We start from the raw sequence: 22,111 nt of genomic DNA on the forward strand, positions 1-22,111 counted from the left end.
AGAAGCGACCCGCCACGACAGTGGCGGGGCGCTTCTCGCGTGCGGGGCGGAAGGCTCAGCGGCGGTGGGTCAGGCGCTGCCAGAGCCGGCGCAGCGGGTTGCGGGGCCGGGGCAGGCGGGGTGCCCGCTCGCCGAGCATCCGGGTGGCCAGGGCCGTGGTGGCCGGGTCGACGGCGGGGGCGGCCAGCGCGAGGTGGGCCAGCGAGGTCGCGATCGGCACCGGCCGCGTCCGGGTCACCGTCGCCGCGTCGGCCAACCGCTCCGCCACCACCCGGGCCACGTCCGACCGTGCCGTCGGGTCCACCCAGGCGGCGGTGACCAGGGCGAACAGCGCCGCCTCGGTGACCCAGTCCTCCACGCCCCAGACCAGGTCGAGCAGCACCTGTCGTCTCGTCGAGCCGTCCCAGGGCTCGTCGGTGCGCTGGTGCAGCAGCCCCAGACAGGCCCACACCTGCACCCCGCGTACCCAGATCGACGGGTCCTGGGCAGCCAGCAGCCGGCCCAGCGCGTTGGCCGGCGCGGCGGGCGGGTGCACCAGCAGCCCGAGCAGGTCGTCCACGTCGAGACCGGCCAGGCCCACCGCCGCGTCGTAGGCGGCCGGTGGGTGCGGCCAGGCCGGTTGCGTCACCTGACCGATCCGTTCGACCGCCGTCGCCGACGGGGCCGCGAGCGCGGGCGTCGGCAGGTGCCCCGTGAAGGTCCAGAGCCGCCGCCCGGACGCGCGCCGGGGCTCGCGGGGGTCCGGCTCGACCGCGTCCTCGGCCTCGACCTCGATCCGCAGCCCGGGCGCCACCGACGTCGCGGTCCGCAGGGCGCTCGGTGGGGCTGCCGCCGCGAGGCGTACGACGCCGCCGAGACCGTTGTCGTCGTCGGCGACCGCCCGGCGCAGCGCGTCCAGCAGCGGGCCGCCGGCTGGCGTCAGTTGCCCGAGCCACGGCCGTCCCCGGCAGCACTGGGCCAGGTCGCCGTGCTCGTGGCTGTCGTCCGGGTGGTCACGGATGAAGTCGGCGAGCGCGACGAGGTGGGACACGTCGCCGTCGCGCAGGTGCCGCAGGCGGTGCGTCGTGTGCACCGCGCAGTCGAACGTCGGGTCCCGGGCCAGCGCTCGCTCGGTCCACTCCAGCGCGTCGTCGAGCCGCCCGATGTCCGCCAGGGTGCCGGCGATGTCGGCGTAGACGGCCAGGTCGTCGGGGTCCAGGTCGACCGCCCGGTACAGGGCCGCGAGGGCGTCGCGGGTCCGGCCCGCGCTGCGGTACGCGTACCCGAGCCAGACCTCGCCCATTTTCGACGGCTGACTCCGTACCCCTCGGCTGGCCCAGCGGATCGCCAGCGCGACCTCGCCGAGACGCCGGGCCAGCGCGGACGCCGCGCCCAGCAGCGTCCCGTTGTCCGGATGGACGGTGACGGCGTTGCGGGCCAGCGTGAGGTACGGCGTGAGGGCGGCCCGACCGGCGCGTGGCACCGGGTCGCCCAGCCCCGCGCAGACCTGCATGAGGACGCGGGCCAGGCGGTCCGGATCCAGCCGTTCGGCCAGTTCGGGGGCGGTCACCCAGGGCACGCCGGCCCACTCGGCGCCGGGCGCGTGACCGGTCGCGGCGGCGAGCAGTTCCAGCCCTTCGGCGGGGCGGCCGGCGGCGGCCAGCAGGTGAGCGCGGGCGACGACCGCGCCCACGAAGGTGTGGTGGTTGATCGGGAAGAGGTCGAGACCTCCGCCGTCGGCCGCGGCGAGGTGGGCCAGCGTCTCGTGCACCTCGGGCAGGGTGGGGGCGCGGGCCAGCGCACCGGCGAGGTGGCGGGCGGCATGGTGGAGGTCACCTTCGCCCAGTGCCAGCCGGGCCAGGGCCAGCTCCTCCGTCGCGGAGAGCGCGGGGTTGTCCCTTCCCTCGGGCACGGTGTCCTCTCGTCGCAGTTTCTCGGCGGGGCCAGCGTAGTTGATATTGAGATGATCAAGTGATCAACTGCGCACTACTGCTCGAATAATTGCTGTGACCGGCAGAAGGGTGCAAGACTGAGCAGGAAACGCGCGGCAATCGCGCAGGAGGGGAGTGTCCGTGTCACGTGCAGGGTCCGGGATGGCCGCCGACATCAACGAGCAGCCCGCCGGTTACGCGCGCCTGCTCGACAGCGCCAACGCGGCGGCGATCGCCGAGGTGGCCGCGGTCGTCGCCGAGCGTCGGCCTCGGCACGTCGTCTTCACCGCCCGGGGCACCTCCGACCACGCCGCCCTCTACGGGGCGTACCTGACCGAGATCCGGCTCGGCCTGCCCGCCGGGCTCGCCTCGCCGAGCGTGGTCACCCTCTTCGGCGCGCGTCCCGACCTGTCCGACGCGCTCGTCGTCGGGGTCAGCCAGAGCGGTGGCTCACCCGACCTGGCCGAGGTGCTGCGCGCCGCGCGGGCCTCCGGCGCGCTCACCCTCGCGGTGACCAACGCCCCCGACTCCCCGCTGGTCGAGACGGCCGAGTTGAGCATCGACATCGCCGCCGGGCACGAGCGCGCGGTGGCGGCGACGAAGACGTACACCGCCGAGCTGCTCGCCCTGCTGATGCTGGTGGAGGGCATCCGGGCCGGCGACGGCGCGCTCCCGGCGGTCGAGCGCGAGGCGCTCGCCGCGCTGCCCGACCTGGCCGCGCGCACCCTCGCCGACGACACCCCGGCCCAGCTCGCGCCGCGGTACCGCTTCGCCCGCCAACTCGTCACCACCGGCCGGGGGTACGCCTACCCGACGGCCCGCGAGGCCGCGCTGAAGCTGATGGAGACCTCGTACCTGCCGGCGCTCGCCTTCTCCGGCGCCGACCTGCTGCACGGCCCGCTCGCGATGACCGACCCGGAGGTACCGGTGCTCGCGGTTGTCGGCTCCGGCCCCGGCGGCCGGTCGATGGGCGAGGTGCTGCCCCGCCTCGGTGAGCGCCGCGCCGACGTGGTGGTGGTCGGCTCCGCCGACGTGCCGGGCACCGCGCGGCTCGCCGTCCCGGAGGTCGACGAGCGGTACGCCCCGCTGCTGGACATCCTGCCCTTGCAGCGGCTGGCGCTGGCGTTGGCGCTGACCCGTGGTGAGGACCCGGACGCGCCGCGTGGCCTGAAGAAGGTCACCGCGACGATGTGAGGCGTGGCGCGGCGTGGCACCCTGGTCACCGTGTCCACGCTGCGCGACCTCGCCGAGGAGCACACCCACCTCCGTCCGGCCGACATCGACCACCTGCACCGGATCGCCGGTGACTGGCAGTTGCTCTCCGACCTGTCCTTCGCCGACCTGCTGCTCTGGGTGCCGGTCGACGCCGACGGCACGTTCCTCTGCGTCGCCCAGGTGCGCCCGACGACCGCGCCGACCGCGTACCAGGACGACCAGGTGGGCCGGATCATCGGCGGCTCGGAGGTGGCCCACCTGGCGGTCGCCTACTCGCAGGGGCGGATCTGGCGCGAGGGCGATCCGGTCTGGTACGGCGACGTGCCGGCCCGGCACGAGGCGATCCCGGTCCGGCTGCGCACCGCCGACGGCGAGGCCGGAGAGGTGATCGCCGTGGTGGGCCGGGACACCAACCTCTCCACCGCGCGGACGCCCAGCCAGCTCGAACTCAACTACCTGACCACGGCCGACGATCTCGCCCAGATGATCGCGGACGGCACCTTCCCGCCGCCCCGGCACCCGGGCGAGACCACCTCCGCACCGCGCGTCGGTGACGGCCTGGTACGCCTCGACGCCGGTGGCAAGGTCACCTACGCCAGCCCGAACGCGCAGTCCGCGTACCGGCGGTTGGGTTACGCCTCCCACCTGGTGGGCGAGGACCTGGCGGCGTTGCACCGCCGGCTGGCCGGCGACCCGCTGGACGGCACCGAGGCGGCGACCGGGATCCTGGCCGCGCTGCGGGGCGAGGCCCCGCCCCGCCGGGAGATCGACGCGCGCGGGGCCACCATGCTCACCCGTGCGCTCCCGCTGATGCCCGCCGGCGTACCGATCGGTGCGCTGGTGCTGGTGCGGGACATCACCGAGGTCCGTCGCCGGGACCGGGCGTTGATCACCAAGGACGCCACCATCCGGGAGATCCACCACCGGGTGAAGAACAACCTCCAGACGGTGGCCGCGCTGCTGCGGTTGCAGGCCCGCCGGGTGGCCATGCCGGAGGCCCGGGTCGCCCTGGAGGAGTCCGTCCGCCGGGTCGCCTCGATCGCCCTCGTGCACGAGACGCTCTCGATGTCCAGCGACGAGGCGGTCGAGTTCGACGGCATCGTCGACCGGGTCGCCAGCGCCGCGACCGAGGTCGCCGCGACCGAGGTGAGCGTCGGCATGCGCCGCCAGGGCAGCTTCGGGGTACTGCCCGCCGAGATCGCCACGTCGCTGGTGATGGTCCTCAACGAACTGCTGCTCAACGCCGTCGAGCACGGCTTCCCATCGTCGGACGAGGCCGACGAGCCCGTGCCGGCCGCCTCGGGCATGGTCCCGGTCGCCGCACCCGAGGTCGACCCGGCGCTGCGACCCGAGGTGGTCGTCTCGGCGCACCGGTTCCGCAAGATGCTGCACGTCTCGGTGACCGACAACGGACGCGGGCTGCCGCCGGAGTTCGACGCCGAACGCGGCAGCCGACTCGGCCTCCAGATCGTCCGTGCCCTGGTCACGGGGGAGTTGCGCGGCACCATCGAGTTGCGCGCGGGCGTCAACGGTGGCACCGAGGCGCTGCTCGTGGTGCCGTTGGGCCGCAGCGGGCTGGACGGCCGCTCCCAGGGTTGAGCCGCCCACTGCCGGCGCCCCCCTTCCGGGGAGCGCGGATACCGGAATGAGCGTGATGCCGGTGAGTCATCAAGATGACTCACCGGCATCAACCTCATCGCAGTGGCCGGCCGCGCCTCCTGGGCGATGAGGTCGTCAGGCGACGCCGAGTGGGTGGGCCGTCGGGCCCGGGATCGACGTCGCCTGGCCGGCTCCGCCTGCCGAGCGATCAGGCCGACGCGCCCGTCCGCCCGGTGGCTCGTCAATCACCGGCTGGTCAGCAGCGCGACCGTCAGGCCCGGGCGTGGCCAGACCTGGGTGACGGTGAACCGCGCGCGCAGCGCGTCGCCCTTGGCGCCCGGCACGGCGGCCAGCGGTTCGGCGTGCCGTCCGGCGACGACGAGCCACACGCGCGTCGTACCGGTCAGGCACTGTGCCGGCTGCCGGCACTCGGCGGCCCACAGGTCGCCCCGGGCGACCTCGTCCTCGGTGACCAGCACGTCCCGTGGCGGGTCGTCGAGGTGGTACTCGATGCCGAGGTCGAGGAAGAGCCAACTGTGCCGGGGGGAGTAGACCACGGCGTCCCCAGGGCGCTGGCCGTCGGCGATCACCCGTGCCACCCCGGCGTAGTCCACCGGCGCGCTGCGCGGCCACTCGTGGGTCCGCCGCAGCGCGGCCTGGTCGGGGAGGCCGAGGAGCCCGGCCAGGACCACCACCACGAGCGCGGCCGGCACGGGCACCCACGCCAGCGCCGCGCCGGCCAGCAGGCAGGCGAACGGCACCACGAAGACCAGGTACCGAGGAACCCACAGGGGTACGACCGCGCCGGCCCCGAAGAGCAGCAGGACCGGCAGCAGCACCGCGCCCAGCGGTAGCACGGCACGCCGTCCGAGCCGGGCCGCGCCGAGTGCGGCGACCCCGACCAGCAGGCCGCCCACCACGCTGCTCTGGGCCACCCCGCCCGGCAGCGCGCTCAGGTCGTCCGGCCGGGTCAGGTTCACCCAGTCCAACTGCTCCGACCGCTGCGCGCGGGCGAGCAACAGCAGTGGGGTCACCACCAGCACGGCCGGTACCAGCGCGACCGCCCAGCGCCACACCCGCCGGTCCCGACCGCCGGCCGCGGCGATCGTCCCGGGTCCGCCGGTCTGCGCGCCGGCCGGCCCGGCGACGCCCGCCACGGCGGGGCCCCTCCACCAGCAGATCAGCACGACCAACGCGTGCGCGACCAGCAGGGTGAGCGCGATCAGGTGGGTGAGCCCGAGCGCGGCCACGGCTGCCGCGTACCCGGCCCACCGGGCCCAGCCCGGCCGGCGCAGCGCGGCCACCAGCAACAGGGTGGTGAGCACCGCGAGGGCGGTGGCCAGGGCGTACGGGCGGGCCTCCTGCCCGTACCGGGAGGTGCTGGGCAGCACCGCGAACAGCAGCCCGGCGAACAGGCCGGCCCGCCGGTCGACCAGCCAGGCGCCCAGGACGGCGAGCAACCCGGCGGCGACCGTCATCGCCACCGCGGCGGGCACCCGCAGGGCGATTGTGGAGTCCCCGACGAGCCGGACCCAGACGTGCATGAACAGGTAGTACGGCCCGGTGGCGGCGTCGATGGTCCCGGCCAGTCGCGCGAGTTCCTCCGGTGACCGGGTGGCGGCGCTCCAGGTCGCCAGCTCGTCGCGCCAGAGCTGGGCCGAGCCGATCCCGGTCAGCGTGACCGCCAGGGTCAGCAGCGCCGGAGGAAGCCAGACGGGCACTCCCCGCGCAACCCCGACCATCCTCCCGAACACCACGCCCACAGCCCGAGCCTGCCACCCCGCCAAGCCCTCCGGGCGAACCCCGCGAACTGCCGGGTGACCTGGCCACACCCACCCGCGTCGATCTTGCAGTTTCGGTCGCCGAAATGGGTGCGGTGCCCCTTGTGTCGCCACAGAAAGTGCAAGATCGCGGGGAGGGGAGCGGGCGAGCCCGTGATGTGGGATCCGGCACGTGGACATTGGCCGGGCCCTACGCGGTGTGGCAGCATGACTGCATGACCGCCGCAGTCGTGCGCCGCTTCGTGGCTCGTCGCCACGTCGACTACGGCCGCGTGCGCAGCGCCATCTGTCCGGCTCACTGACGACGCCCGACCAATCCGTCTCGGGCGCGCTCCGCGCCGGCTGTCTGAAGACACCGTTGTCCGCCCGCTTCGTCGGGCCGGCCGCCGCGCCCCGCGCGTGCCCCGAGGCACAGCAGACAACGGAGGACGCCGCGATGGCGGTCAGCAGCATCCCGTCCCGGCCCGAGGACCCGACGGCCCGGCCCGCCCGGCCGCCGCGCCGGCCCCGGGGCGAGGGCCAGTGGGCGCTCGGCCACCGCGAGCCGCTCAACCCCAACGAGCGGATCAAGAAGGACGACGATCCGCTCAACGTCCGGGCCCGCATCGAGAACATCTACGCGCACCGCGGTTTCGCCTCCATCGACCCGCAGGACCTGCGCGGCCGGTTCCGCTGGTGGGGCCTCTACACCCAGCGCAAGGCCGGCATCGACGGCGGGCGCACCGCCGTGCTGGAGCCGCACGAGCTGGAGGACGAGTTCTTCATGCTCCGCGTCCGCATCGACGGCGGCCAGCTGAGCCTGGCCCAGCTGCGGGTCATCGCGGACATCTCCCGGGAGTTCGCGCGGGACACCGCCGACATCACCGACCGGCAGAACATCCAGTACCACTGGATCCGGGTCGAGGACATGCCGGAGATCTGGCGTCGGCTCGAGTCGGTGGGTCTGCAGACCACCGAGGCGTGCGGTGACTGCCCGCGCATCGTGCTGGGCAGCCCGGTCGCCGGGGTGGCCCGCGACGAACTGCTCGACCCGACCCCGGCGCTCGACGAGATCGTCTCCCGGTACGTGGGCGACAAGCAGTTCTCCAACCTGCCCCGCAAGTTCAAGACGTCGATCTCCTGGCTGGTGGACACCCCGTACGAGTCGAACGACATCGCGTTCCTCGGCGTCGACCACCCCGAGCACGGCCCCGGCTTCGACGTCTGGGTCGGTGGCGGCCTCTCCACCAACCCCATGCTCGCCCAGCGACTCGGCGTCTGGGTGCCACTGGCCGAGGTGCCGGACGTCTGGGCCGGGGTGGTCGGCATCTTCCGTGACTACGGCTACCGCCGGCTGCGCAACCGGGCCCGGCTGAAGTTCCTGGTGGCCGACTGGGGCGTGGAGCGTTTCCGCGAGGTCCTGGAGAAGGAATACCTGGGCCGTACGCTGCTCGACGGTCCCGCGCCGACCCTGCCGTCGAAGCCGATCGACCACGTCGGCGTGCACGAGCAGTCCGACGGGCGGCACTACGTGGGCGCCGCCCCGGTGGTCGGGCGGGTTTCCGGCACCCAGCTCGGCCAACTGGCCGACGTCGTGGAGGCGCACGGCAGCGACCGGGTGCGGCTCACCCCGTACCAGAAGCTGCTGGTGCTCGACGTGCCGTCGGAGCGGACGGAGTCGCTCGTCGACGCGCTGCGCGGCATCGGCCTGGAGGCCCGGCCGTCGGCCTGGCGGCGGGGCACCATGGCGTGCACCGGCATCGAGTACTGCAAGCTCGCCATCGTCGAGACCAAGGCCCGCGGTGAGGAGCTGGTGGCCCGGCTGGAGCAGCGGCTGCGCGACTTCGACGCGGACATCTCGATCCACATCAACGGCTGCCCGAACGCCTGCGCCCGTACCCAGGTGGCCGACATCGGTCTCAAGGGCCAGCTGGTGGTCGGCCCGGACGGCCGGCAGGTGGAGGGCTTCCAGGTGCACCTGGGCGGCGGGCTGGGCATGGCGCAGGGGCAGACCGCCGGTTTCGGCCGCAAGCTGCGCGGCCTGAAGACAACCGCCGAAGAGCTTCCGGAGTACGTGGAACGACTGGCCCGCCGCTACCTGGCCGGGCGGGACGCGGGCGAGACGTTCGCCAACTGGGTGATCAGAGTCGACGAGGAGGAGTTGCGGTGAGCAGCGAGAACCGAGCGGCACCCCTGTACTGCCCGTACTGCGGCGAGGAGGACCTGCGGCCGCACGAGGCGGGGCACGGCGCCTGGGAGTGCCACGCCTGCGCCCGGGTCTTCTCGGTGAAGTTCACCGGGCTGCTCTCGCGGGCGGTGACCCGGTGAGCGCGAGGAGTGAGCTTGCGAGCCCCGCAGTCGCGAGCGAAGAGCCGGCTCGGGTGAGTCTCGTCTCCGCCGCGAGCCTGCGCCTGGTCGGTCCGGGCGCCCAGACGTCGACCGCTCCGGCCGGGCGCAGCCCGGACGAGCTGCGCGCGCTGGCCGAGGAGGCCGGCCGGGAGCTGGAGGGCGCTCCCGCGCTGGAGATCGCCCGCTGGGCGGCACAGACCTTCGGCGACCGCTTCTGCGTCACCAGCTCGATGGCGGACGCCGTGCTGGCGCACCTGGTGTCCCGGGTCGCCCCGGGCGTGGACGTGGTCTTCCTGGACACCGGTCTGCACTTCCCCGAGACGCTCCGGGTCCGCGACGAGGTCGCCCGTACGCTGCCGGTGAACGTCCGGTCGATCCGACCCCGGCTCACCGTCGGCCAGCAGGACGGCCAGTACGGTCCCCGGCTGTTCAACAAGTCGCCGGACGACTGCTGCCAGCTCCGCAAGGTGGAGCCGTTGGAGCGGGCCCTGTCCGGGTACGACGCCTGGGCCGCCGGGCTGCGCCGGGACGAGTCGCCGACCCGGGCCAACACGCCCGTGGTGACCTTCGACGCCCGGCGCGGCAAGGTCAAGGTCAACCCGATCGCGGCCTGGTCGCAGGGGGACGTGGACGCCTACATCGCCCGCTGGAACGTGCCGGTCAACGAGCTGTTCAAGCAGGGTTACGGCTCGATCGGCTGCTGGCCGTGCACCCGGCGGACGAAGGCGGGCGAGGATCCGCGTGCCGGCCGGTGGGCCATGTTCGAGAAGACCGAGTGCGGGCTGCACGTCTGACCTCGTCGTCGACCACCCCGACCGGCCCCGGTGTGGCCGGCGGGGCGGCCCCGGTGGTGCTGGTCGCGCACGGCAGCCGGGATCCGCGGGCCGCCGAGGCCACCCGGGCGCTGGCCCGGGCGGTGTCGGCGGCCCGACCTGGTCTGTCGGTGTGGGCGAGTTGGCTGGACCACACCGAGCCGGGGCCGACCGAGGTGCTGCGCATGCTGGCCGAGGCCGGGCACCGGAGCGCGGTGGTGGTGCCGTTGCTGCTGACCGCCGCGTACCACCGGCGGGTGGACATCCCGGCGGCGGTGGCCGCCGCCGGATCGGCGCTGACGGTACGGGTGACCGACGTTCTCGGCCCGGCGGACGGGACGGTGGCTCCGGCCCTGCTGGCGGGGCTGCGGCGGCGGCTCGACGAGGTCGCTCCGGGCCGCTTCGACGCCCTGGTGCTGGCTGCCGCGGGCACCCGGGACGCGCGTGCGCGCGGGTCCGTGGGCCGGGTGGCCGACGCGCTCGGCGTCGGCTTCGGGGTGCCCTGCCGCGTGTCGTACGCCTCGGCAGCTCCACCGGCGGCGGGGGTGGCGGTGGCCCGGCTACGGGCGGCGGGCGCGCGCCGGGTAGCGGTGTCCGCGTACTTCCTCGCGCCGGGCCTGTTCCACGACGCGGTGGCCGAGTCGGCGCGGGCGGCTGGCGCGGTGGCGGTGGCGGCCCCGTTGACCGATGCGCCCGAGCTGGCCGAGCTGGTGTTGCGTCGGGTCGACGAGCCGGCCTGACCGCTGGTCGACCTGGGCCGCCCCCGGACAGCAGTAAGCCCCGGCAGTCGCCTGCCAGGGCTTACCGCGGTGTCGTTGGGGGATCAGGCGGAGTGAGCGCGCAGCACCCGGAGGCCGCCGCGCCGCTTGACAGCGCGCCGCTCCTCCTCGCTCATCCCGCCCCAGACGCCGGCGTCCTGACCCGACTCGAGCGCCCACTGCAGGCACTGGTCGGTGACGGAGCAGCGCCGGCAGACGGCCTTGGCCTGCTCGACCTGCAGGAGAGCCGGTCCGGACGTCCCAATCGGGAAGAACAGCTCCGGGTCCTCGTCGCGGCAGACAGCATGGTGACGCCAGTCCATGGCGGCAACACTCCTCATTCTGGATGGGTGGCAATTTATTGCGGGTAGTGCTTTTCCTATATGCATCCGCAGTGCCTATGGTGACCGTTCGCGTCTGACCATTCGGCAGTGCGTGAGCAGGCAGTCAGCCCCGGGGACCTGCTGGAACAGCTCAACCTGTCGAGCATATCCAGGCAATGTCCCGGTAACTCAAGTTCGCTTGTGAATACTTTCACGAACGCTCGCGATGTCAAGGGTGACGCTCGGAAAAACTCCGCGCGGTGAGCAAGCCCACAACCCATTTGTCCGGGTTCCAGTGCCTTCCTGGTTACCCGCCGTGCCACAGTCGAGGATCAATATAGTACAGTCCGCGTGACATTGCTGACATTTCCGGCACCTGCCCCTCGGTGTGGCGGCGCCTGTCGGTGCGGTTGCGGTGCCGCGTCGACCAAGGGCAGTACCCGAGACCTAGCAGATTACTCTCAGTGCGGCCGGAATGGAGGTGAATCTGACCTTCTCCCGCTCGCCAAGATAGTCGCCGTCGAGCTGGAACGCCTGCGGGCGGCTGGAGACCAGGGTGAACTCCGCAGTGTCATGGAGTCGTAACACCTGACGTCCGTTCGGATCCGGTCGCCGGGACATGAATTGAGTGACTGTCCGTGTTGTGCTAGCCACCCGGAGCTGACGCAGCGCCAGCACGTCGAGGCCGAGGTCGAACGACGCCTCCGGATTCGGGTTGACCTCCCGGTCACCCAGGTACGTCCACGGGGCGGTGTTCTGGATGATGACGGTGGCCAGCTCCTCCTCGGCCGCCTCACCCGGCCGTTCCAGGCTGATTGCCGGATGCCGCCGGTCGGAGGCGAAGAAGTACTGGCTCATGATCGAGCGGAAGTAGAGCCCGGGCGTCGAGACCCGCCCCTTGCGGCGGGCCTGCTCCACCCGATGGATCACGGCGGCGTCCAGCCCGAACCCGGCGCAGAAGGTGAAGTAGCGGTCGTCCGCACGCCCCAGCCCGACGGTGCGCTGCCGGCCCAGACGCAGCCCTTCCAGGATCATGCTGGTGGCATCGGGCCACTCCCGGGGCAGACCCAGCGCGCGGGCGAACACGTTCGTCGAACCGCCCGGGACGGTGGCCAGCGCGGGCAGCCGCTGCGCCATCGACGCGCCGTCGGCACCGGCCGGCGGTTCGGCCGTCATCAGGCCGTTCACCACCTCGTTCACGGTGCCGTCGCCACCCAGGGTGACGACGAGATCGACGCCCTCGACGGCGGCCTCCCGGGCCAGCGCCATGGCGTGCCCCCGGCGGCGGGTGTAGCGCACACTGAGGTCGACTTCGCTGCGCAGCGCACGGACAAGCACGTCCCGGCTGCGTTCGCTGGTGGTGGTGGCCTTCGGATTGACCACCAGGACGGCCCGCATGGGCGGCACTGTACCTCTCGGTAGCACAGGTATCGTGGCGCGCGTGACCATCGACTCGGCCCGGATTCCCAGCACCCTCCGCTGGGCGGTGTGGCTGCTGTGGGCGGAGGCGGTCGCCGTCGGGCTGATCGCGGTCTGGTTGGTCTGGGCCGACCTGACCGCCACCACCACCGACCTCGCGTCGGCGTTGCTGGTGACCGCGTTCGCCGTCGGGGCGGCCGTCGCGCTCTGGGCCCTGGGCCGCGCGCTGCTGCGCCGTCGGGCCGGCGCACGGGCCCCCGCGATCGTCCTTCAGCTGATGCTGCTGCCGATCGGCTGGTTCATGATCCAGGGCGGGATGGGCTGGCTCGGCGTACCGCTGATGGCGCTCGGCCTGGGCGTCGGCTGGCTGCTGGTCAGCCCGCCCACGACGAAGGCGCTCGGCTTCGAGTGACGTCGTACGGCGGGCTCAGCGGCCCGTCGCGGCGCTGACGCGAGGGGGTCAACCCCGCCCGCTACACCGCGCCTCGCGGCCCAGCGCCGCGCGGGGCCGGTTGGTCAGTAGCCGCCGGAGCGGCGGGTCAGCAACGAGATCGTCGCCCGGCCGTCGGTGGCCGCGGCGGACGCCGACGTGGTCAGCGCGGTGAGCACCTTCCAGGCGAAGGACGACTCGGCGGGCAGCGTGGCACCGCGGACGGTCGGCACGGTCACCTCAACGGTCAGCGCGTCGTTGGTGACAGCGAAGCGACACTCCAACTCGGCGTCGCGAGTGGCGATGGCGAGCAGCATGGCGCACGCCTCGTCGACGGCGATCCGCAGATCCTCGATCTCGTCGAGCGCGAACTGCAACCGGGCCGCGAGGCCGGCGGTGGCGGTGCGGAGCACGCCGAGGTAACCGCCGTCGGCGGGCACCGTGAGGTGCACCACGTCGTCGTCGGTCGCTGGCTGGCCGGTCAGTTGAGTCACGCTCATCCCCCCGGTCGGGGACTCTACCCGGTCAGTCGCCCGGGTGCGTGACGGCGGCCTCCGCGTGAGTGGCCAGATCCCGCAGGGCCGCACCGCTGAGCCGGTACGGAACCCACTCGTTCAGCTGCTGGGCGCCGATCGATGCGTAGAAGCCGGCGGCCGGGTTCCACTCGATCATCCACCACTCGAGCCGCTGGTAACCCCGCCGTACGCAGATGTCGGCCAGCGTGGCGAGCAGCAGTCGACCCGCGCCGGTGCCCCGGGCGGCCGGGGAGACGTAGAGGTCCTCCAGGTAGATGCCGTGCACGCCGGCCCAGGTGGAGAAGTTGAGGAACCACAGGGCGAAGCCGAGCGGAGCGTCGTGCTCGTCGACTGCAACGTGACCGAAGAGCGCCGGAGCAGTCGCGAACAGCGCCGAGGTGAGCTGTTCCTCGGTGAGGTGGCACTGGTCGGGGGCGCGTTCGTACGCCGCCAGTTCGTGCACCATGGCGACGACGGCCGGTACGTCCTCGGGACGTACCGGCCGGATCGTCGGGGTGACCGGGTTGGTCACGCCTTCTTGGTCTCCCAGAAGATCTTCGCGATCTCGTCGATCTTCGCGAGGAGCTGGTCGGCGGTGGCCGGGTCGAGGCTGCCCTTGACGCCGCTGGCGCCGGCGAGCTTGGTGGCCTCGTTGAACAGGGTGTGCAGGTTCGGGTACTTCTCGAAGTGCGGAGCCTTGAAGTAGTCGGTCCAGAGCACCCACAGGTGGTGCTTGACCAGCTCGGCGCGCTGCTCCTTGATGATGACCGCCCGGGTACGGAACTCCGGGTCGGTGTTCGCCTGGTACTTCTCGCAGATCATTTTGACCGACTCGGCCTCGATCCGGGCCTGGGCCGGGTCGTAGACGCCGCACGGCAGGTCGCAGTGAGCGCTCGCGGTGACGCGAGGCGCAAGGATGCGCGGAAGTCGCATCGGGATCCTCCATGGGAAGTTTGCGATGATCAAAGGCGACATTACTCCTGGGAATGCTCCCCGAACCGGGTGGAGGTGAAACCAGTGGACACCGATCACCCGGGTGAGCCGCCTCGCCTGCGCGGCCCGCTGACGGCGGTTGCGGTCACCGGGCCGTCCATGGCGCCGACGTTGCGGCACGGGGACGCGGTGCTGGTGCGCTCGGGCGGACGTCCGATCCGACCCGGGGACGTGGTGGTCGCGGTCTTCCGGACCCGGCCGGAGCTGCTGGTCGTCAAGCGGGCGGTCCGGCCGCAGGACGGCGGTTGGTGGCTGCGCGGTGACAACGAGTTGATCACCGACGACTCCCGGGCGTACGGGGTGGCCGATGTGCGCGGCCGGGTGGTGGCCCGGTACTGGCCGCGCCCCGGACGGGTGCCTCGTCGGGTTATATGACCCTGCTCACATCCGAGGGGCAGGGTCGACACTATGCTCGGAAAGTGCCCGGGTGACCCCCCGCGCCGCGTGCCATCGCTCGCCGCCCACCTCGCGGCCGGGCCCGCCGCCTCACATCTGTTCGACAGATCCTGGAGTCACCGCCATGTCTGCATCCACCGTGGACCCCGCTGATCCCGTTTTCCAACTGCACGTCGGCGGCAAGATGGCCGTCGCCTCGACGGTGCCGCTCACCAGCCGCGAGGACCTCTCCCTGGCGTACACCCCGGGGGTGGCCCGGGTGTGCGAGGCGATCGCCGCCGACCCCGACCTCGCCGACGAGTACACCTGGGCGGCACACGCCGTCGCGGTGGTGACCGACGGCTCGGCCGTGTTGGGGCTCGGCAACATCGGCCCGCGTGCCGCCCTGCCGGTGATGGAGGGCAAGGCGGTGCTGTTCAAGCAGTTCGCGGGGGTGGACGCGGTGCCGGTCTGCCTGGACACCCAGGACGTGGACGAGATCGTCGCGGTGGTGCGGGCGCTGGCCCCCTCGTTCGGCGGGATCAACCTGGAGGACATCAGCGCGCCGCGCTGCTTCGAGATCGAGCGTCGCCTGGACGAGGCGCTGGACATCCCGGTCTTCCACGACGACCAGCACGGCACCGCCATCGTGGTGCTCGCCGCGCTGCGCAACGCGGCCACCCTGCTCAACCGCAAGCTCGGTGACCTGCGGGTCGCGGTGAGCGGCGCGGGCGCGGCCGGGGTGGCCGTGACGAAGATGCTCATCGCCGGCGGCGTCAACCCCGACCAGGTGGTCGTCTGCGACTCGAAGGGGATCATCGGCGCGCACCGTACGGAGCTGACCGGCGGCAAGGCCGAGTTGGCGGCGAGCACCAACGCCGACGGCCGCCACGGCGACATCACCGAGGCGCTGCGCGACGCGGACGTGCTGATCGGCGTCTCGGGAGGCCAGATCCCGGAGGCCGCCATCGCCGGTATGGCCCCCGGTGGGATCGTCTTCGCGCTGGCCAACCCCACGCCGGAGGTGCACCCGGAGGTGGCCGCCCGGCACGTCGCGGTGGTCGCCACGGGCCGCAGCGACTACCCCAACCAGATCAACAACGTGCTGGCGTTCCCCGGCGTGTTCCGCGGCGCGCTGGACGCCGGCGCCACCCGGATCACCGATGCGATGAAGGTCGCCGCGGCGGACGCCATCGCTGGCGTGGTGGCCGAGTCGCTGACCCCCGAGGCGATCGTCCCGTCGCCGCTGGACCCGCGGGTCGCCCCGGCCGTCGCCGAGGCGGTGGCCGAGGCCGCCCGCCGGGACGGCGTGGCCCGGCGGTGAGCCCTTCTTAACGAACGCTCAGCTTGTTACCGTGCCGATCATGCGTGCTGCCTTCGCCTCCCGTTTCGACGACGCCGATCCGCTCGCCGCCCTCACCGTCGGTGAGCAGCCCGAGCCGACCCACCCGGAGGACGACTGGGTGACCGTGCAGGTGCGCGCCACCTCGCTCAACCACCACGACCTGTGGTCGCTGCGCGGGGTGGGGCTCACCGAGGCCCAGTTGCCGATGATCCTCGGCTGCGACGCGGTGGGTGTGGACCCCGAGGGCAACGACGTGGTCGTCTACCCGGTCGTCGTCACTCCCGGTGACCCGCGCGGCGTCTCCATCCTCTCCGAGCACTTCGCCGGCACCCTCGCCGAGCGGGTCGCCGTACCCCGGTCGAATTTGGTCCCGCTGCCCGACGGCATGGCGGCGACCGACGCGGCGTGCCTGCCCACGGCCTGGCTGACCGCGTGGCGGATGCTGACCACCAAGGGCCGCGTCGCGGACGCCGACAGCGTGCTGGTGCAGGGCGCGGGCGGCGGCGTCGCCACCGCGGCCGTCGCGCTCGCCGTGGCGATGGGCAAGCGGGTGTACGCGACCAGCCGCGACGCCGACAAGCGGGAGCGGATCACCGCCCTCGGGGCGACCGCCGTGGAGACCGGCGCCCGGCTGCCGGAGCGGGTCGACGTGGTGATCGAGACGGTCGGCGCGGCGACCTTCGAGCACTCGATGAAGTCGGCCGCGCCGATGGCCCGGATCGTGGTCTCCGGCGCCACCGCCGGCCACCAGCCGTCGGTCAACCTGCGCCGGGTCTTCGCCATGCAGCTGGAGATCCTGGGCACCTCGATGGGCACCCCCGGGGAGCTGTACGAGCTGCTGGCGTTCTGTGCCGAGAACGAGGTCCGCCCGGTGGTGGACAGCGTGGTGCCGTTCAGCCGGGTCGAGGACGCCTTCGCCCGCCTGCACTCCGGCAAGGCCTTCGGCAAGATCGTCATCAACCACGAAGCCTGACCCACCGCACCCCGCCGCGCCACCCCGCCGCTCTCCGCGATCTTGCACTTTCTGTTGTCGTTTTGCGACCTAAGTCCCGCTGTGTCGCCACAGAAAGTGCAAGATCGCGCAGGCGAGGGGGCGACGGTCAGAGGTGGTCGTCGAAGGTGGCGATGTCGTCGCGGGTCGCTTCGGTCGCCATGCGCTTCTTGGCTTCCGGGTCGCCGTACAGGGTCCAGCGCAGGAACTCCACGGCCGTGTCCGAGACCACCCGCAGCGTCGCGGCGTCGCCGAGCAGCGCCCGCCCGTGGTCGCCCTTGGGCAGGCTGAGCATCGCCTTGGGCCAGGGCACCTTGTCGTACGCCTCCTTGCCCGCCGCGTAGTCGACCACCTCGTCCAACTCGCCGTGCACGAACAACTGCGGCGCGGACGCGCCCGCGAACGCCGTACCCACACCGACCGCCGTGCCGGCGAACACCACCCCGGCGTCCAGGCGCTCGTCCCGGCTGGCGGTGAAGAGGCCGATGGTGGTCACCCCGCCGGCCGAGTGCCCCGCCGCGGCCACCCGGTCGGTCGCCAGCCGGCCGCGCAGCCCGTCGCCGGCCTTCCCGTCGAGCGCCAGCACCTGGGTCAGCGCGTACGACACGTCGGCCGGCTGATTGAGCACGTCGAGGATGTTGCCGTCGCCGCCCTGAGAGGTGTGCGGGAAGGCCGGCGCGGCCACCACAAAACCCGCCGCCGCCCAGCGGGTCAGCAGCGCGGCGTAGTCCTCCGGCCGCCCGCCGAGACCGTGGCTGAACATCACCACGGGGAACCGGCCGTCCGCCGCCGCCGCGGACCGCTTGACCGCGCCGCCGGCCTTCCCGGCCGCCGGATACCAGATGGTCACCGGCAACGCACGGCCGTCCCGGTTCAGCTTGAGCTGGCGTACGCCGACACCGAAGGTGTTCTTTGGCGCCGACCCGGCCGGTACCTGCGGTGTCGGGGTGGCGGCCGGCGACGGCTCGACCGCGACCGGCGGGTTCTCCTTCTTGGGGGCGTCCGTGGAACAACCGACCAGGCCGGCCAGGAGCAGGGCGCTGGCCAGCAGCGTGGGGGTGACACGACGCGACATGAAGGCAATTGTGCCCTGCCGGGCCGGTGTCGCGGCGCGGTCCGACGCGCCACGGCCACGCTGTTGCCGGTCGTCTCAGGCCGCGGCGCGCTCGGGGAGCGGACGACGCCGCCGCGCCGGCTCGGTCAGGGAGCGCGGGGGAAAGGCCGCGTTGGGCTCGTACCGGTTGGTCCCGGGCGGCACGATCTCGTCGATCCGGTCGAGGGCCGCGTCGTCCAGGACGAGCGTCGCGCCCTTGAGCAGGTCATCCAGGTGCTGCATGGTCCGTGGTCCGATGATCGCCGAGGTGACCGCCGGATGGGCCACGGTGAAGGCGATGGCGAGTTGGGGCAGCGTGCACCCGATGTCCGCCGCGAGTTCGACGAGCTGCTCGACGATGTCGAGCTTGGCCGCGTTCTCCGCGATCGTGGGATCGAACTGCGCCGGCCGCAGGACCGCCCGCCCGGTCGACAGGTCGACGGCCCGGTCCCGGCGGTACCTGCCGCTGAGGAACCCGAAGGCGAGCGGACTCCAGACCAGCACCCCCATGCCGTAGCGCTGGCAGACCGGGAGGACCGACGTCTCCACCCCGCGGGCGAGGATCGAGTACGGCGGCTGCTCGGTGCGCAGCCGGCCGAGGCCGCGACGCTCGGACACCTGGTGTGCCTCGACGATCTCCTCGGCGGGGAACGTCGAACACCCGAAGGCGCGGATCTTTCCCTGGCTCACCAGGTCGGTGAGCACCGACAGTGTCTCCTCGATGTCGGTCGAGGGGTCGGGGCGGTGGACCTGGTAGAGGTCGATCCAGTCGGTCCCCAGACGCCGCAGGCTCCCCTCGACCGCCTTGAGGATCCACCGCCGCGAGTTGCCGCCCTGGTTGGGCCCCTCGCCCATCGGAAAGTGCACCTTGGTGGCGAGGACGACGTCGTCGCGACGCCCCCGCAGGGCCTTCCCCACGATCTGCTCGGACTCACCCTGGCCGTACATGTCGGCGGTGTCGACGGCGTTGATGCCGCTGTCGATCGCGGCGTGGATGATGCGGACGCACTCGTCGTGGTCCGGGTTTCCGACGGCACCGAACATCATGGTTCCGAGGCAGTGGGTGCTCACCTCGATGCCGGTGCCGCCGAGCGTGCGGTAGCGCATGCCGAAACTCCCCTGGCGATGTCGTAACGATCAAGGGGGACCCTAGGAGCTCGAGTCGGCTCTAGGTCAAGCCTCGCTACCCTGCTCCACATGGCCGAGGACATCGCGAGTCTGAGCATCGGGCAGGTCGCCGAACGCACCGGGCTGAGCGTGCACGCCCTCCGCTTCTACGAGCAGGAGGGCGTCTTCGTCGACCCCGTACGCCGGGGTGCCGGTGGCCGTCGCGTCTACAGCCAGAACGACGTGGACTGGCTGACCGTCTGCATCATCCTCCGCGCCTCGGGCATGCCGTTGCCCGCGCTCCGCCGGTACGCCGATCTCGTCCGGGCGGGCGCCGGCAACGAGGAGGAACGGCTCGCGCTGCTGCGCGAACACCGCGAGCGCGTCACCGGCCAGATCGGCAAACTCACGCAGTGCCTGGACCTGATCGGTTTCAAGGTCGGGGTGTACGAGGACCTGCTCGACGAGGCCCGGCGCGCAGTCGAGCCAGGTCGTCCGCGTCCTTCGGACGGCGGGGACGCTCCGGCATCCACACCGGGTACATCTGCTTGAACTCGATCTGGGCCGCCACCGAGATCGTCGGCACGGTGAGCGGGCCGATCCGGCCCGGCGGCGCGTCCAGCATCCCGGCCGGCAGAAGGGTCCCCGCCCAGGGGCCGGAGCCCACGGTCGGCCGTCCGCTCTCGTCCCGGCCCAGGTACGCGACGCTGACCTCCACGTCACCGGCGAACAGGTCGAGCTGTCGTTCGGCCGGCACCCTCGGGTCGGGACGCCAACCCCGGGCCAGCAGCAACGCGGCCAGTCGGTGCGCGTCCTCGCGCCAGCAGTACCAGTCGACGTCGACGTGCGGGCGGGTCACCGCGCCGAGGTGGAGGTCCATCGCCCAGCCGCCGCGCAGCCACACCGGGATGCCGGCCGACCCGGACACCTCGACCAGCTCGGCGATGCTCGCCAACTGACGCTGCGCGAGGTCGTCCATCGGGCCACGGTACCGACGAGGAGGGGTGCGGGTCCGACCCCCGCCCCGAGCCGGCAAGGCCGCTGACGTAGGCGGCCGGGCAGGCTAGACTAATCCCTTAGCTAAGCGAGGAGGCTGCGCCATGTCGGCTGAGGCCGTGCACTACAACATGCATGACGCCAAGACCCATCTGTCGCGCATCATCGAACGGGTCGAACGCGGCGAGGAGATCATCATCGACCGGGCGGGCACCCCGGTGGCGAAGGTCGTACCGCTGGTCCGGCGGGCCAACCGCACCTCCGTCGGCTCTCTCGCCGGCCAACTGGACCTCTCGGGTGACTGGGACTCACCACAGACCAACGCCGAGATCGCCGAGGACTTCGGCATCGGCGCATGAACCTGCTGCTGGACACCCACGTCGCGCTCTGGGCGATCACCGGCGACCCAACCCTCGGCCCCGAGCTGCTCGACCAACTACGCCACGAGCCAGACATCTTCCTCTCCCCGGTCACCCTGTGGGAGATCACCATCAAACAGCGCGCCGGAAAACTCGCCGGACCCCCTGACCTCGCAGGACGGGTACGGGACATGGGCTTCCGGGAACTCCCGGTGACCCATGCCCACGCCATCGCCGCCGGCCGCCTGCCAGCGCACCACCGCGATCCCTTCGACCGCATGCTGGTGGCACAGGCGATCACCGAAGGGCTGACCCTCGCCTCCCGCGACGCGTCGATAGCGCTGTACGACGTGGACGTCCTCAAGGTGTGACCGGACGGCTCGGCCGGGTACCGGGCGAGAGGACGCTAGCCGGCCGGGCGCGACTCGTAGCGGGTCAGCGGGGTGCGGGCGTCGAGGGGGAGGCGCGCGCCGGCCGCGCCGTCGCCGTACAGGGTCCAGCGCAGGAAGTCGGTCGTCGTGGCCAGCACCGGCGCGAACCCGGGTCGGTCCGGCGTGAGGTACTCGCCGTGGCCCTGACCGACGACGCTGAGGAAGGCCGCCGGACCCCGGGTGCGCGCGTACGCCGCCCGGCCGACCGTCACCGGCACCACCGGGTCGGCCGTGCCGTGCACGAACAGCACCGGGGCGCTCGGCCCGGCGAAGCTACCGGGTAGGCCGCCGCCGGCGATCACGATGCCCGCGCGCAGCCGGCTCGGATGACCCTCGGTGAACATGCCGGAGGTGGTGAATCCGCCCGCCGAGTGACCGGCGGCGGCGACCGAGGTGAGATCCAGGTGACCGGCGAGCGGATCGCCCGGGTCGCGGTCGAGGCGGCTCAGGTACCGGATCAGCCGCCAACCGTCGGCGGGCTGGTTGCGGACGTCCGCGCGGGTGAAGTGCGCGGCGTCCGTACGGGTGTGCGGGTACGCCGGCGCGGCCACCACGAAACCGGCCGCCGCCCAGCGGGTGGTCAACCCGGCGTGCAGCTCGGGCCGGCTGCGCAGCCCGTGGCTGTAGACGACCACCGGGAACCGCCCGGCGGCCACCCGGTCCGCGTCCACCGGGTACCAGATGGTCACCGGCAGGGGGCGCGCCGAGCGCGGATCGAGGGTGAGCGTACGCACGCCGACGGTGTACGACCCCTCGGGCGCTCGGCGCGCGGCCTGCGGCGCGTTGGACCCGCCGACGGCCACGGCGGAGGCCGGCGCGCACCCCGCCAGCAGCGCTGTCACCAGTACGGCGACCAGCCGTCCCGCCCCCACGGTCCCACCGTAGGCGGCGGGACGTGCCCGCCGACCCCGCCGTCCGGCCCGGCTCTGCCCGCCACCCGGTCGGGTCGCCTCCGCCGCGCGGCCCGACCCGACCCGATCGCGGAGGCGGGGGCGGTGCGTCGGGTACGGCTTCGCTAGGGTCACCGACATGGCTGAGAACTACACCGACCCCAGCGGCAACACCGAGGCGTTCCGCGCCTTCACCCAGACGCCGGAGGCCAACGGCCCGGCCGACACGCCGTCCCGGCTGCCGCTCATCGTCGGTGCGGCGGTGGTCGTGGTGCTGCTGGTGGCCCTGGTCGTCTGGCTCGCCTAGGGGCTGTTTCATAAGGGCGGTCGAGCCGAGGCGGAGTCCGGTCGGCGATCCGGCAAGGCGCGGTGGCGTCCGGATACCGGTGTTGTATCCGGACGCCACCGCAACGCCGCCGGTCGTCGTCCGGGCCCGCCGCA

The 22,111-nt window shown here is 72.8% G+C and carries 25 protein-coding genes; 14 read left to right on the plus strand and 11 right to left on the minus strand.

Annotated elements, in window-relative coordinates; translation table 11 throughout:
* Window positions 1-55: 55 nt before the first annotated feature.
* On the minus strand, window positions 56-1,891 hold the full coding sequence (locus tag AC3EN4_RS13385; protein ID WP_435206214.1) for a tetratricopeptide repeat protein: 1,836 nt from the start codon (window positions 1,889-1,891) through the stop codon (window positions 56-58).
* A 181-nt stretch (window positions 1,892-2,072) separates the two neighbouring features.
* Between AC3EN4_RS13385 and AC3EN4_RS13390 the strand changes: the two genes are divergently transcribed.
* Both AC3EN4_RS13390 and AC3EN4_RS13395 read left to right on the plus strand, forming a co-directional pair.
* Entirely contained in the window at window positions 2,073-3,104 is a 1,032-nt protein-coding gene (locus AC3EN4_RS13390) for an SIS domain-containing protein (RefSeq protein WP_422740819.1), read from the plus strand.
* A 30-nt stretch (window positions 3,105-3,134) separates the two neighbouring features.
* Window positions 3,135-4,724, plus strand: a complete 1,590-nt coding sequence (locus tag AC3EN4_RS13395; protein ID WP_435206320.1) for a histidine kinase N-terminal domain-containing protein — start codon at window positions 3,135-3,137, stop codon at window positions 4,722-4,724.
* Window positions 4,725-4,969: 245 nt separating this feature from the next.
* Here AC3EN4_RS13395 and AC3EN4_RS13400 read toward each other — a convergent pair whose 3' ends face one another.
* Window positions 4,970-6,466 carry a glycosyltransferase family 39 protein gene (locus tag AC3EN4_RS13400; protein ID WP_435206215.1) on the minus strand — a complete coding sequence of 499 codons (1,497 nt, stop codon included), beginning with the start codon at window positions 6,464-6,466 and terminating at the stop codon, window positions 4,970-4,972.
* Between the two features lie 475 nt (window positions 6,467-6,941).
* On the opposite strand from AC3EN4_RS13400, the gene AC3EN4_RS13405 reads away from it, so the two are divergent.
* The 4 genes from AC3EN4_RS13405 to AC3EN4_RS13420 are packed head-to-tail and all read left to right on the plus strand — an operon-like array spanning window position 6,942 to window position 10,385.
* Window positions 6,942-8,654: a nitrite/sulfite reductase gene (locus tag AC3EN4_RS13405; RefSeq protein WP_435206216.1), complete on the plus strand. Its 1,713-nt coding sequence runs from the start codon at window positions 6,942-6,944 to the stop codon at window positions 8,652-8,654.
* Window positions 8,651-8,812 (plus strand): hypothetical protein, encoded by a 162-nt coding sequence (locus AC3EN4_RS13410; protein ID WP_167517323.1) that lies wholly within the window; start codon window positions 8,651-8,653, stop codon window positions 8,810-8,812. The genes AC3EN4_RS13405 and AC3EN4_RS13410 overlap by 4 nt, the downstream gene beginning before the upstream one ends.
* 53 nt (window positions 8,813-8,865) lie before the next feature.
* Entirely contained in the window at window positions 8,866-9,627 is a 762-nt protein-coding gene (locus tag AC3EN4_RS13415) for a phosphoadenylyl-sulfate reductase (RefSeq protein ID WP_435206217.1), read from the plus strand.
* A complete protein-coding gene (locus tag AC3EN4_RS13420; RefSeq protein WP_435206218.1) occupies window positions 9,609-10,385 on the plus strand; it encodes a sirohydrochlorin chelatase in 777 nt (258 codons plus the stop codon). Before AC3EN4_RS13415 ends, AC3EN4_RS13420 begins: the two co-directional genes overlap by 19 nt.
* Before the next feature lie 83 nt (window positions 10,386-10,468).
* Here AC3EN4_RS13420 and AC3EN4_RS13425 read toward each other — a convergent pair whose 3' ends face one another.
* Window positions 10,469-10,726: a WhiB family transcriptional regulator gene (locus AC3EN4_RS13425; protein ID WP_007072794.1), complete on the minus strand. Its 258-nt coding sequence runs from the start codon at window positions 10,724-10,726 to the stop codon at window positions 10,469-10,471.
* A 447-nt stretch (window positions 10,727-11,173) separates the two neighbouring features.
* Window positions 11,174-12,124, minus strand: coding sequence for a diacylglycerol/lipid kinase family protein (locus AC3EN4_RS13430; RefSeq protein WP_435206219.1), 951 nt, complete (start codon window positions 12,122-12,124; stop codon window positions 11,174-11,176).
* A 43-nt stretch (window positions 12,125-12,167) separates the two neighbouring features.
* Between AC3EN4_RS13430 and AC3EN4_RS13435 the strand changes: the two genes are divergently transcribed.
* Entirely contained in the window at window positions 12,168-12,557 is a 390-nt protein-coding gene (locus tag AC3EN4_RS13435; RefSeq protein WP_422736739.1) for a hypothetical protein, read from the plus strand.
* A 104-nt stretch (window positions 12,558-12,661) separates the two neighbouring features.
* Here AC3EN4_RS13435 and AC3EN4_RS13440 read toward each other — a convergent pair whose 3' ends face one another.
* The 3 genes from AC3EN4_RS13440 to sodN are packed head-to-tail and all read right to left on the minus strand — an operon-like array spanning window position 12,662 to window position 14,023.
* The gene (locus AC3EN4_RS13440) at window positions 12,662-13,069 is read right to left on the minus strand and encodes an ATP-binding protein (protein WP_435206321.1); all 408 of its coding nucleotides are present in this window, start codon (window positions 13,067-13,069) and stop codon (window positions 12,662-12,664) included.
* 31 nt (window positions 13,070-13,100) lie between these two features.
* Window positions 13,101-13,622 (minus strand): GNAT family N-acetyltransferase, encoded by a 522-nt coding sequence (locus AC3EN4_RS13445; RefSeq protein WP_435206220.1) that lies wholly within the window; start codon window positions 13,620-13,622, stop codon window positions 13,101-13,103.
* Window positions 13,619-14,023 carry a superoxide dismutase, Ni gene (sodN, locus tag AC3EN4_RS13450; RefSeq protein WP_355050524.1) on the minus strand — a complete coding sequence of 135 codons (405 nt, stop codon included), beginning with the start codon at window positions 14,021-14,023 and terminating at the stop codon, window positions 13,619-13,621. Before sodN ends, AC3EN4_RS13445 begins: the two co-directional genes overlap by 4 nt.
* 84 nt (window positions 14,024-14,107) lie before the next feature.
* On the opposite strand from sodN, the gene AC3EN4_RS13455 reads away from it, so the two are divergent.
* The 3 genes from AC3EN4_RS13455 (at window position 14,108) to AC3EN4_RS13465 (ending at window position 16,776) form a co-directional block, all read left to right on the plus strand.
* Window positions 14,108-14,458: a S24/S26 family peptidase gene (locus AC3EN4_RS13455; RefSeq protein WP_435206221.1), complete on the plus strand. Its 351-nt coding sequence runs from the start codon at window positions 14,108-14,110 to the stop codon at window positions 14,456-14,458.
* A gap of 145 nt (window positions 14,459-14,603) precedes the next feature.
* Window positions 14,604-15,782: an NAD(P)-dependent malic enzyme gene (locus AC3EN4_RS13460; RefSeq protein WP_435206222.1), complete on the plus strand. Its 1,179-nt coding sequence runs from the start codon at window positions 14,604-14,606 to the stop codon at window positions 15,780-15,782.
* A 31-nt stretch (window positions 15,783-15,813) separates the two neighbouring features.
* Entirely contained in the window at window positions 15,814-16,776 is a 963-nt protein-coding gene (locus AC3EN4_RS13465; RefSeq protein WP_435206223.1) for a zinc-binding dehydrogenase, read from the plus strand.
* Window positions 16,777-16,903: 127 nt separating this feature from the next.
* On the opposite strand, the gene AC3EN4_RS13470 is transcribed toward AC3EN4_RS13465, so the two are convergent.
* Both AC3EN4_RS13470 and AC3EN4_RS13475 read right to left on the minus strand, forming a co-directional pair.
* Window positions 16,904-17,869: an alpha/beta hydrolase family protein gene (locus AC3EN4_RS13470; protein ID WP_435206224.1), complete on the minus strand. Its 966-nt coding sequence runs from the start codon at window positions 17,867-17,869 to the stop codon at window positions 16,904-16,906.
* Between the two features lie 75 nt (window positions 17,870-17,944).
* A complete protein-coding gene (locus AC3EN4_RS13475; RefSeq protein WP_435206225.1) occupies window positions 17,945-18,994 on the minus strand; it encodes an aldo/keto reductase in 1,050 nt (349 codons plus the stop codon).
* A 90-nt stretch (window positions 18,995-19,084) separates the two neighbouring features.
* Between AC3EN4_RS13475 and AC3EN4_RS13480 the strand changes: the two genes are divergently transcribed.
* Complete coding sequence (locus AC3EN4_RS13480) at window positions 19,085-19,546, plus strand: MerR family transcriptional regulator (protein WP_435206226.1); 462 nt, start codon at window positions 19,085-19,087, stop codon at window positions 19,544-19,546.
* Here the strand turns inward: AC3EN4_RS13480 and AC3EN4_RS13485 are convergent.
* Entirely contained in the window at window positions 19,428-19,973 is a 546-nt protein-coding gene (locus AC3EN4_RS13485; RefSeq protein ID WP_435206227.1) for a nucleotidyltransferase domain-containing protein, read from the minus strand. The two genes, AC3EN4_RS13480 and AC3EN4_RS13485, sit on opposite strands and share 119 nt — an antisense overlap.
* 121 nt (window positions 19,974-20,094) lie before the next feature.
* On the opposite strand from AC3EN4_RS13485, the gene AC3EN4_RS13490 reads away from it, so the two are divergent.
* Both AC3EN4_RS13490 and AC3EN4_RS13495 read left to right on the plus strand, forming a co-directional pair.
* Window positions 20,095-20,349, plus strand: a complete 255-nt coding sequence (locus tag AC3EN4_RS13490) for a type II toxin-antitoxin system Phd/YefM family antitoxin (RefSeq protein WP_435206228.1) — start codon at window positions 20,095-20,097, stop codon at window positions 20,347-20,349.
* Window positions 20,346-20,720, plus strand: a complete 375-nt coding sequence (locus AC3EN4_RS13495) for a type II toxin-antitoxin system VapC family toxin (RefSeq protein WP_435206229.1) — start codon at window positions 20,346-20,348, stop codon at window positions 20,718-20,720. The genes AC3EN4_RS13490 and AC3EN4_RS13495 overlap by 4 nt, the downstream gene beginning before the upstream one ends.
* Before the next feature lie 35 nt (window positions 20,721-20,755).
* Here the strand turns inward: AC3EN4_RS13495 and AC3EN4_RS13500 are convergent, their stop codons facing one another.
* Window positions 20,756-21,652 (minus strand): alpha/beta hydrolase family protein, encoded by an 897-nt coding sequence (locus AC3EN4_RS13500; RefSeq protein ID WP_435206230.1) that lies wholly within the window; start codon window positions 21,650-21,652, stop codon window positions 20,756-20,758.
* A gap of 157 nt (window positions 21,653-21,809) precedes the next feature.
* On the opposite strand from AC3EN4_RS13500, the gene AC3EN4_RS13505 reads away from it, so the two are divergent.
* Window positions 21,810-21,977, plus strand: a complete 168-nt coding sequence (locus AC3EN4_RS13505) for a hypothetical protein (protein ID WP_435206231.1) — start codon at window positions 21,810-21,812, stop codon at window positions 21,975-21,977.
* The last annotated feature ends 134 nt before the right edge of the window (window positions 21,978-22,111 follow it).

This window comes from Micromonospora sp. bgisy143 (genome assembly GCF_057708145.1).

What these genes read in the sequence shown, in the direction of transcription:
- AC3EN4_RS13495 (WP_435206229.1), top strand. Translation starts at nt 20,346, where the DNA reads ATGAACCTGCTGCTGGACACCCACGTCGCGCTCTGGGCGATCACCGGC.
- AC3EN4_RS13390 (WP_422740819.1), top strand. Translation starts at nt 2,073, where the DNA reads ATGGCCGCCGACATCAACGAGCAGCCCGCCGGTTACGCGCGCCTGCTC.
- sodN (WP_355050524.1), bottom strand. Translation starts at nt 14,023, where the DNA reads ATGCGACTTCCGCGCATCCTTGCGCCTCGCGTCACCGCGAGCGCTCAC.
- AC3EN4_RS13460 (WP_435206222.1), top strand. Translation starts at nt 14,604, where the DNA reads ATGTCTGCATCCACCGTGGACCCCGCTGATCCCGTTTTCCAACTGCAC.
- AC3EN4_RS13425 (WP_007072794.1), bottom strand. Translation starts at nt 10,726, where the DNA reads ATGGACTGGCGTCACCATGCTGTCTGCCGCGACGAGGACCCGGAGCTG.
- AC3EN4_RS13480 (WP_435206226.1), top strand. Translation starts at nt 19,085, where the DNA reads ATGGCCGAGGACATCGCGAGTCTGAGCATCGGGCAGGTCGCCGAACGC.
- AC3EN4_RS13505 (WP_435206231.1), top strand. Translation starts at nt 21,810, where the DNA reads ATGGCTGAGAACTACACCGACCCCAGCGGCAACACCGAGGCGTTCCGC.
- AC3EN4_RS13475 (WP_435206225.1), bottom strand. Translation starts at nt 18,994, where the DNA reads ATGCGCTACCGCACGCTCGGCGGCACCGGCATCGAGGTGAGCACCCAC.
- AC3EN4_RS13430 (WP_435206219.1), bottom strand. Translation starts at nt 12,124, where the DNA reads ATGCGGGCCGTCCTGGTGGTCAATCCGAAGGCCACCACCACCAGCGAA.
- AC3EN4_RS13490 (WP_435206228.1), top strand. Translation starts at nt 20,095, where the DNA reads ATGTCGGCTGAGGCCGTGCACTACAACATGCATGACGCCAAGACCCAT.
- AC3EN4_RS13470 (WP_435206224.1), bottom strand. Translation starts at nt 17,869, where the DNA reads ATGTCGCGTCGTGTCACCCCCACGCTGCTGGCCAGCGCCCTGCTCCTG.
- AC3EN4_RS13485 (WP_435206227.1), bottom strand. Translation starts at nt 19,973, where the DNA reads ATGGACGACCTCGCGCAGCGTCAGTTGGCGAGCATCGCCGAGCTGGTC.
- AC3EN4_RS13400 (WP_435206215.1), bottom strand. Translation starts at nt 6,466, where the DNA reads ATGGTCGGGGTTGCGCGGGGAGTGCCCGTCTGGCTTCCTCCGGCGCTG.
- AC3EN4_RS13405 (WP_435206216.1), top strand. Translation starts at nt 6,942, where the DNA reads ATGGCGGTCAGCAGCATCCCGTCCCGGCCCGAGGACCCGACGGCCCGG.